At 66.2% G+C, this 9,200-nt stretch carries 8 protein-coding genes; 5 read left to right on the top strand and 3 right to left on the bottom strand.

The window, feature by feature from the left end; genetic code table 11:
• Positions 1 to 66: 66 nt before the first annotated feature.
• The 3 genes from BLW02_RS12935 to lolD all read left to right on the top strand — a co-directional run bounded on the left by BLW02_RS12935 (position 67) and on the right by lolD (position 2,694).
• Positions 67 to 579 carry a MarR family winged helix-turn-helix transcriptional regulator gene (locus BLW02_RS12935; protein WP_026435839.1) on the top strand — a complete coding sequence of 171 codons (513 nt, stop codon included), beginning with the start codon at positions 67 to 69 and terminating at the stop codon, positions 577 to 579.
• A gap of 41 nt (positions 580 to 620) precedes the next feature.
• Entirely contained in the window at positions 621 to 1,874 is a 1,254-nt protein-coding gene (locus BLW02_RS12940) for a lipoprotein-releasing ABC transporter permease subunit (RefSeq protein WP_092699202.1), read from the top strand.
• Positions 1,875 to 1,992: 118 nt separating this feature from the next.
• The gene (gene lolD, locus BLW02_RS12945) at positions 1,993 to 2,694 is read left to right on the top strand and encodes a lipoprotein-releasing ABC transporter ATP-binding protein LolD (RefSeq protein WP_026435841.1); all 702 of its coding nucleotides are present in this window, start codon (positions 1,993 to 1,995) and stop codon (positions 2,692 to 2,694) included.
• A gap of 78 nt (positions 2,695 to 2,772) precedes the next feature.
• On the opposite strand, the gene lspA is transcribed toward lolD, so the two are convergent.
• The 3 genes from lspA to BLW02_RS12960 all read right to left on the bottom strand — a co-directional run bounded on the left by lspA (position 2,773) and on the right by BLW02_RS12960 (position 7,303).
• Complete coding sequence (gene lspA, locus BLW02_RS12950; RefSeq protein ID WP_026435842.1) at positions 2,773 to 3,282, bottom strand: signal peptidase II; 510 nt, start codon at positions 3,280 to 3,282, stop codon at positions 2,773 to 2,775.
• Positions 3,282 to 6,146, bottom strand: coding sequence for an isoleucine--tRNA ligase (gene ileS, locus BLW02_RS12955; RefSeq protein ID WP_092699204.1), 2,865 nt, complete (start codon positions 6,144 to 6,146; stop codon positions 3,282 to 3,284). The genes lspA and ileS overlap by 1 nt, the downstream gene beginning before the upstream one ends.
• A 107-nt stretch (positions 6,147 to 6,253) precedes the next feature.
• A complete protein-coding gene (locus BLW02_RS12960) occupies positions 6,254 to 7,303 on the bottom strand; it encodes a bifunctional riboflavin kinase/FAD synthetase (protein WP_026435844.1) in 1,050 nt (349 codons plus the stop codon).
• Positions 7,304 to 7,444: 141 nt separating this feature from the next.
• On the opposite strand from BLW02_RS12960, the gene BLW02_RS12965 reads away from it, so the two are divergent.
• Positions 7,445 to 8,002, top strand: coding sequence for an HNH endonuclease (locus BLW02_RS12965; RefSeq protein ID WP_026435845.1), 558 nt, complete (start codon positions 7,445 to 7,447; stop codon positions 8,000 to 8,002).
• A gap of 96 nt (positions 8,003 to 8,098) precedes the next feature.
• Positions 8,099 to 9,040, top strand: coding sequence for a bestrophin family protein (locus tag BLW02_RS12970; RefSeq protein ID WP_092699206.1), 942 nt, complete (start codon positions 8,099 to 8,101; stop codon positions 9,038 to 9,040).
• The last annotated feature ends 160 nt before the right edge of the window (positions 9,041 to 9,200 follow it).

The following is a 9,200-nucleotide window of genomic DNA, read 5'->3' on the forward strand; positions in this document are numbered from 1 at the left end:
CAAAAATGAAGAAGCTGCATCGACTGTAAGATTGATGTGGATCATTGTTCTAATCAATTCATTACCGTGAAAACCCTCAACCCCCAGAGCATCGACGACATGCTGCTGTACCGCCTGGGTCGGGTACTGGGAAAGGCCGGCAGCCTGGTCACCCGCATCTGCGAGGGTGAGTTCGGCATCACCCGGCGCGAATGGCGGGTGCTGGCGCAACTGGGCAAGCGTGACGGCATTTTGTCGTCCGAGCTGGCCGACGCGGCGCAGCTGGACCGGGCGCGCACCTCGCGGGCCGTCACGGCGCTGGTGGCCAGGCAACTGGTGGTGCGTGTGCCCCGCCCGCACGACCGCCGTCAAGTGGTCCTGCACCTGAGCGACGCGGGCCGTGCCCTGTACGAGGCTGTGCTGCCCCGGGTGATGGCTATCCACCAGGCGTTGGTGGCTCCCTTGAGCCCGGTCGAGGCAGACCAGCTGGACGCGCTGCTGGCAGTGTTGCAGTCCCAGGCCGATGCCATGCAGTGCGGCGCCGACCTGCCCAAGGCCGACCGGCGCCGGGGCGGGCGTGGGCTGCGCGCGAGCAGCTGAAGACCGGGCGCGCTGGCGTGCGGTGCCACAATCGCCAGCTTATGCAAATTCCCTACGAACTGGCCCTGGGCTGGCGCTACACGCGCGCTGGCCGCGCCACGCGGCGCAATGGTTTCATCTCGTTCATCTCGGGCGTGTCCATGCTGGGCATTGCCCTCGGTGTGGCGGCGCTCATCATCGTGCTCAGTGTGATGAACGGCTTTCAGAAAGAGGTGCGCGACCGCATGCTCAGCGTGGTCTCGCACATCGAGATCTTTGCGCCCCAGGGCGCGGCCCTGCCCGATGTGGCGCGCACGCTGGCCGAGGCCCGGCAAAACCCCAACGTGATCGGCGCCGCGCCCTTCGTGGGGGCGCAGGCCCTGCTGGCACGCGGCGAGGACATGAAGGGCACGCTGGTGCGCGGCATCGACCCGGCGCTCGAAGGCGCGGTGACCGACCTGGCGGCGACCAACGAGCAGACGCTCCAGTTGCTGGTGCCCGGCGAGTTCCGCGTGGTGCTGGGTGGCGAGCTGGCGCGCGCCCTGGGCGTGCGTGCGGGCGATGTGGTGACCCTGATCGCCCCCGCAGGCCAGGTCACGCCCGCCGGCGTGGTGCCGCGCCTCAAGCAGATGACGGTGGCGGGCACATTCGACTCGGGCCACTACGAATACGACTCGGCCCTGGTGCTGCTGCACCACGAGGATGCGCAGCGCATCTTCCGCCTCGAAGGCCCCACGGGCATCCGCCTCAAGCTCAAGGACTTGCACCAGGCGCGCGAGGTGACCCGGCAACTGGCCGGCAGCCTGAGCGACCAGCTGCTGATCCGCGACTGGACGCAGCAGAACAAGACCTGGTTTGCCGCGGTACAGCTCGAAAAACGCATGATGTTCATCATCCTCACGCTGATCGTGGCCGTGGCGGCCTTCAATCTGGTGAGCACGCTGGTGATGACGGTGACCGACAAGCGCGCCGACATCGCCATCCTGCGCACGCTGGGCGCCAGCCCCAAAAGCATCATGGGCATTTTTGTGGTGCAGGGCGCCATGGTGGGCGTGATCGGTACGGCGGTGGGCCTGCTGCTGGGCCTGGGCATCGCGCTCAACATCGACGTGATCGTGCCGGCGATTGAAAAGGCCTTGAACGCGAGCTTCCTGCCCAAGGACATCTACCTCATCAGCAAGATGCCCAGCGAGCCGCAGAGCAGCGACATCGTGCCCATCGGCGTCATCTCGCTCGTGCTGGCCTTCGTGGCCACGCTCTACCCCAGCTGGCGTGCCAGCCGTGTGAATCCCGCCGAGGCATTGCGCTATGAGTAACACCACCCCCACGCTTGGCACTGGCGTGTCCTCGCTGCCCCCATCCGGGGAAGGGCTCCCGGGTTCCCGCGATCCCGGGGCGCTCGCCGCCTTGGGGCGGCCCGGCGGCGGCTCGGTCATGAACCCTGCACACGCTGGATTGGACGCCGAAGTGGTGCTGGAGGCCAGGGGCCTCACCAAGCGCTTCACCGAGGGCCGCCTGGATGTGACCGTGCTCCAGGGTGTGGACCTGCAGATCCATGCCGGTGAAACCCTGGCCATCGTCGGCGCCTCGGGCTCCGGCAAGAGCACGCTGCTGCACCTGCTGGGCGGGCTGGATGCGCCCACGACGGGCACGGTGCGCCTCAAGGGCGAGGAGATGTCAGCGCTGTCGGCCGAACGCCAGGGCCAGCTGCGCAACCGGCACCTGGGCTTCATCTACCAGTTCCACCACCTGCTGCCCGAGTTCAGCGCGCTCGACAACGTGGCCATGCCGCTGCGCATCCGGCGCCTGCCGCTGGCGCAGTGCCATGCCGAGGCCGGGCGGGTGCTCACCTCCGTCGGATTGAAAGACCGCCTGCACCACCGCCCGGCAGAGCTTTCGGGCGGCGAGCGCCAGCGGGTGGCGATTGCGCGCGCCCTGGTGACGCGGCCGGCCTGCGTGCTGGCCGACGAACCCACCGGCAACCTGGACCGCAGCACGGCGAACAGCGTGTTTGCGCTGATGCTGCAGCTGGCGCGCGAGCAGGGCACGGCGTTCGTGATGGTGACGCACGATGAATCTCTGGCCGCCCGCTGCGACCGCGTGGTGCGGCTGGTGGCGGGGCGTCTGGGTGATTGACGGGGGCAGGCGCGCGCCGCCTGCCACGGCACTGCCTTCGGCTTTCCGCCCCGTTATTCGCTGGAAGGCAAAAACGTATCAGCGTGCGCTTCTGACGCGCAGCAGCTCGTCCAGGATCAGGCAGACCGCCCCCACGGTGATGGCCGCGTCGGCGATGTTGAACGCCGGAAAATGCCAGCCGCGCAGATGGAAGTCGAGAAAATCGACCACGTAGCCGTGCATCAGCCGGTCCACCACATTGCCCACGGCGCCGCCCAGGATGCTCGACAGCGCAAAGCAGAACAGCTTTTGCCCCGGGTGTGCGCGCAGCTGCCAGACGATGAACAGCGTGGCGGCCACGCCGATGCCCGTGAACAGCCAGCGCTGCCAGCCGCCCGCGTCGGATAGGAACGAGAAGGCCGCACCCGTGTTGTGCGCGCGCACGATGTTGAAAAAGCTGGTGATGGTGGTGGCATCGCCGAGCCGGTAGTAGCCCAGGATCAGCGTCTTGGTGAACTGGTCGGCCAGCAAAATGACCACCGCCCAGGCCAGCCAGGGCCACAGGCTGGCGCCTGGGCTGCGCATGAATGAGGTGCTGCCCCGGGCCATCAGGCCACCTTCCGTTCTTCGCCGCTGCCAAAGAGGTTGCTGGTGCAGCGCCCGCACAGGGTGGGATGGGCCGCGTCGTGGCCCACGTCGTCGCGGTAGTGCCAGCAGCGCTCGCATTTGGCATCCGAACTGGCCCTGGCGTTTACCTTTAAAGCGCTTCCAGCTATTAATTCAATAGTGGAGGTGATGAAAACGAACTTCAGGTCATCGCCCAGGCTGGCGAGCAGCGCGTGGTCCTCGGGGGGCGCTGTCAGCGTGATGCAGGCCTGCAGCGAGGCGCCCACCTGGCCGGCGGCGCGCAGCGCCTCGATGTCCTTGTTGACGGCGTCGCGGATCTCGCGGATGCGGCTCCACTTGGCCAGCAGGCCGTCGTCGCTGTGGCCCAGCGCCGAGAAGGTCTCGATGAAGATCGACTCGGAGTGACCAAAGATCTTCCACGCTTCTTCGGCCGTGAATGACAGGAATGGCGCCATCCAGCGCAGCATGGCGTGCGTGATCTGGTGCAGCGCGGTCTGGGCGCTGCGCCGCGCCAGGCTCTTGGGGGCCGTGGTGTAGAGGCGGTCCTTGAGTACATCGAGGTAAAAGCCGCCCAGGTCTTCCGAGCAGTACAGCTGCAGCTTGGCCACCACGGGGTGGAACTCGTACACCCGGTAGTGGGCCAGCAGGTCTTCCTGGAACTGCGCGGCGCGCACCAGCGCGTAGCGGTCGATCTCCAGCATCTGCTCGAACGGCACGGCGTCCTTGGCCGGGTCGAAGTCGCTCACGTTGGCCAGCAAAAAGCGCAGCGTGTTGCGGATGCGGCGGTAGGCATCGACCACGCGCGCCAGGATCTTGTCGTCAATCGCCAGGTCGCCCGAGTAGTCGGTGGCGGCGCACCACAGGCGGATGATTTCGGCGCCCAGCTTGCCGCTTACCTCCTGCGGCGAGACGGTGTTGCCCAGCGACTTGCTCATCTTCTTGCCCTGGCCGTCCACGGTGAAGCCGTGCGTCAGCAGGCCGCGGTAGGGCGCGCGGCCGAAGATGGCGCTGGCCAGCAGCAGCGAGCTGTGGAACCAGCCGCGGTGCTGGTCGTGGCCTTCGAGGTAGAGGTCGGCCTCGGGTCCTTCGTCGTGGTGCATGCTGCCGTGCGTGCCGCGCATCACATGCCAGAAGGTGGAGCCCGAGTCGAACCACACTTCGAGGATGTCGGTGCTCTTGGTGTAGTGCACGGCGTCCTCGGCGCCGAGCACCTCTTCGGCCGTCATGCGGCTCCAGGCCTCGATGCCGCCCTGCTCGACGATGGAAGCGGCCTGGTCGATGATTTCCATGGTGCGCGGGTGCAGCTCGCCCGAATCCTTGTGCAGGAAAAACGGCAGGGGCACGCCCCAGCTGCGCTGGCGCGAGATGCACCAGTCGGGCCGGCCGGCGATCATGTCGCGCAGGCGCGATTTGCCGTTCTCGGGGTAGAAGTGGGTCTGCTCGATGGCGGCCAGGGCGGTCTGGCGCAGCGTGCCGGGGGCCTTGTCGGTGGTGAAGACACCTTCGCCCTCGTCCATGCGCACGAACCACTGGGCGGCGGCGCGGTAGATCACCGGCGTCTTGTGGCGCCAGCAGTGCGGGTAGCTGTGGGTGATGGTGGTGGTGCCCAGCAGGCGCCCGGCGGCCTGCAGCGCCTCGATGATGATGGGGCAGGCCTTCCAGATGTTGAGCCCGCCGAACAGCGCCAGCGATTCGTCGTAGCGGCCGTTGCCCAGCACGGGATTCAGGATGTCGTCGTACTGCATGCCGTGCGCCACGCACGAGTTGAAGTCTTCCACGCCGTATGCAGGCGAGGAGTGCACGAGGCCGGTGCCGTCGGTGGCCGTGGCGTATTCGGCCAGGTACACGGGCGAGAGGCGGCGGTAGCCGGCATCCACATCGTGCAGCGGGTGCTCGAATTCGAGGCCAGCGAGCTGTTGGCCCTGGGCCACGGCCAGCACCTGGCCTTGCAGGTTCCAGCGCTGCAGGCAGGATTCCACCAGCGTTTCGGCCACGATCAGCAGGCCACGCTCGGTGTCCACCAGCGCATAGGGCAGGTCGGGGTTGAGGTTGAGCGCCTGGTTGGCGGGGATGGTCCAGGCGGTGGTGGTCCAGATGACCGCAAAGGCGTCCTTGGGCACGCTACCGGAGGGGCCTTCCAGCCCTGGCAGGCCGAAGGCCGCAGCCAGCCGGGCTGGGTCGTGCGCCTTGAAGGCCACGTCCAGCGTCTGGCTCTTCTTGTCCTGGTATTCGATCTCGAACTCGGCCAGCGACGAGCCGCAGTCGAAGCACCAGTACACGGGCTTGAGGCCGCGGTACACGTAGCCGCGCTCCATCACGCGCTTCAAGGCGCGCAGCTCGCCCGCCTCGTTGGCGTAGTTCATGGTCTTGTAGGGGTTGTCCCACTCGCCCAGCACACCGAGGCGCTTGAAATCCTGCATCTGCTGCGCGATCTGCTCGGTGGCAAAGGCGCGGCTCTTGGCCTGCATCTCGTCGCGCGGCAGGTTGCGGCCATGCAGTTTTTCGATGGCGTTTTCGATGGGCAGGCCGTGGCAGTCCCAGCCGGGCACATACAGCGCGTCAAAGCCTTCGAGCTGGCGCGCCTTGGTGATCATGTCCTTGAGGATCTTGTTGACCGCGTGGCCGATGTGCAGTTGCCCGTTGGCATAGGGCGGGCCGTCGTGCAGGATGAACTTGGGCTTGCCGCAGCGCGCATCGCGCAGCTTCTTGTAGACGCCCTGGTCTTCCCACTCCTTGACCCAGGCCGGCTCGCGCTTGGGCAGATCGCCGCGCATCGGGAACGGCGTGTCGGGCAGGTTCAGTGTGCTGCGGTAGTCGGTGGGTGCGGGACTGGCGTTGTCGGACATGGATAAGCCTTAAAACAGGGCATTCCGGGGCGGGCCCGGGTCAAAACGGGAGGAGGGCACGGGAGGCGAATGGGTCGCCCGTGCAGGTGCTGCGCAGGGCAGCCACCTCAAATTCGGTCGCGCGTGGTCTGGCGCCGGGTCTCGGTATCGGAGGGGGCGTGGGCCGACGCAAAGTAGGCACGTGCATCGGCGCAGTCTTTGGCAATACCCGCCGTCAGGGCATCGAGACCGTCGTATTTCAGCTCGTCGTGCAGTTTGTGCAGCAGTTCCACGCGGATGATTTTACCGTACGCCCCCTCGGGCCCCAGATCGGCGGGCCAGTCCAGGCAATGGGTTTCGAGCAGCACGCGGCCGCCGTTCACATCCGCTGGATCGAGCGAGGGCCGCACGCCCAGGTTGGCGACCCCGGGCAGGGGCGCATGGCCCAGGCCATGCACCAGCACGGCAAAGATGCCGCTGGCGGCGGGCTTCCAGTGCGCGAAGCGCAGGTTCAGGGTGCGAAAACCGTCGTCGGCACCAGCGTTGCTGGCCCCCAGCGCACGCCCGAGCTTGCGCCCGTGCACGACATGGCCGCTGATGGTGTAGGGCCGGCCCAGCAGGCCGGCGGCGGCGGCCATGTCGCCGCGCTGCAGCGCATCGCGCACGGCTGAGCTGGAAACGCGCAACCCATGGACCTCATAGCTGTTCATGCGGGCCACGTCAAAACCCAGATGCTGGCCCGCCGAGTCCAGCATGGTGTAGTCGCCCGCCCGCTGGGCACCAAAGCGGAAATCGTCGCCCACCAGTACATAGCGTGCGCCCAGGCCGCGCACCAGCACCTCGTCGATGAAGGCCTGGGGCGGCTGGGCGGCCAACCGCGCATCGAATGGCAGCACCACGGCCTGCTGCACGCCGCAGCGCTGCAGCTCGGTGAGCTTGTCGCGCAGCGTGCCGATGCGGGCCGGAGCCAGGTCCGGCTTGCGCAGCGCACCGGCGAAATAGTCGCGTGGATGGGGCTCGAAGGTCAGCACGCAGCTGTCCACGCCCCGGTGGGCGGCCTCGCTGTTCAGCAGGGCCAGCATGGCCTGGTGGCCCCTGTGCACGCCGTCGAAATTGCCAATGGTCAGCGCGCAGGCGCGGGCGATGTCCGGGTGGTGGAAGCCGCGAAAGATCTTCATCGGTTTGATATTGTTTTGATAGCAGCTTGCGCTGATGTATCAAGCGCAAGACGCCAATTTGTCATGAAAACGGAGTATATTGTGATCGCAGTGCCATCCGTGTTCCGAATCCTTGTGTACTTTTGTTCCAGGAGGCGTGTTGTGAAGGTCTTGAAGCTGTCGGCCCAAGGGCTGCCCCAATCGTGGATCACATTGGAGCAGGCGGTGATTCACTATGCCGCCGGGGAGGTGCGCTGGGAGTCGGGCGGACAGATCGCCCGTTTCCGGGGCGGCTACAGCGCCATCACGGGCGAGCAATCGGTGATTGCCGTCAACAGCATCGTCGGCACCCGCGGCGTGCCGGGCATCAACCCTTTCGATCTCAAGCCCAGCCTCACCAACAGCAAGCTGTTTGCGCGCGATCGCAATGTGTGCGCCTATTGCGGCGGCCATTTTCACGAAGAAGACCTCACGCGCGAGCACATCGTGCCGTTTGCGCGCAACGGCCAGAACCACTGGATGAACGTGGTCACGGCCTGTCGCCCCTGCAACCACCGCAAGGGCCCGCGCACGCCCGAGCAGGCCCACATGCCGCTGCTGTATGCGCCCTATGTGCCCAGCCTGTGGGAAGATTTCATCCTGCGCAACCGGCGCATCCTGGCCGACCAGATGGAGTTTTTGATGGCCCATGTGCCCAAATCTTCGCGGTTGCTGGTCTGATCGGGCCGTCCCGCCCGTGGCCTATCGGGGGATGCACCGCCTTGGCGCCACGGGGTGGGCTGTGGTCCAATAAGGGTTTTCCCTTGGTTTTCCAGCATGATTGTTCGTGAGCGTCCGTCGGGACTGCGCTTGTTTCTGGTCCTGCGCGGCTCGGTGCTGCACCGCATCCGCCTCACCTTGCTGCTCAACATCTTGCTGGCGACCCTGGTGACGCTGGTGCATGGCAACCTGTTCACGCTCAAGATCACGCTCACCGCCATTCCTTTCACCCTGATCGGTCTGCCGCTGGCGATTTTTCTGGGCTTTCGCAACACCACCGCCTACGACCGCTACTGGGAAGCCCGCAAGCTCTGGGGCGAGATCGTGCACCGCACGCGCACGCTGTCGCGCCAGTGCCAGGGTCTGATCCAGCTGCCTGCGCCGCTCAACCCCGCCCAGCGTGACGACGATGTGCGGGTGCGCATGGTGCACCGCGCCATCGCGTTCGTGCATGCGCTGCGGCTGCAGCTGCGCGACCAGCGCGATGACGCCGTGCTGCAGCGCTGGCTGACAACGGCAGAGTTTGAAAAAGCGCGCAGGACCTCGAACCCCGCCGACGCCATCATGCTGCACATGGGCCGTGACCTGGGCGAGTGCGTGCGCCAGGGCCAGATCGAGCCCTGCCTGGCGGCATCGGTGGATGCCACGCTGTCCTCCCTGACCGCCTCGGCCGCCTCGTGCGAGCGCATCAAGAACACCCCCGTGCCGTTTTCCTACACGCTGCTGCTGCACCGCACGGCCTACATGTACTGCTTTTTGCTGCCCTTCGGTCTGGTGGACACCACGGGGTTCATGACGCCTTTTGTGGTGGGCATCGTGGCCTACACCTTCTTCGGCCTGGACGCGCTGGGCGACGAGATCGAGGAACCCTTCGGCCTGGAAAGCAACGATCTGCCGCTCGACACTTTGTGCAGGGCCATCGAGATCCATTTGCGCGAATCGCTGGGCGAGAAAGACCTGCCGCCCGCGCTGGAGCCGGTGAACTTCCAGCTGACCTGAGCGACAGGCCAGCAAGAAAAAACCGCCCGAAGGCCAATGCCAGTCAGTTAAGCCCTGACTGGCATTTTTTTTGGTGGGTACTTGCTGCGTGTCGATCGCTTGACCTCGCGCGGGAAGCTTCGATCAGGTCGTCGAGGCGGAAGCACGAAGTAGTGAGCCT

The organism is Acidovorax soli (assembly GCF_900107605.1).
Taxonomy (GTDB): Bacteria; Pseudomonadota; Gammaproteobacteria; order Burkholderiales; family Burkholderiaceae_C; genus Acidovorax; species Acidovorax soli.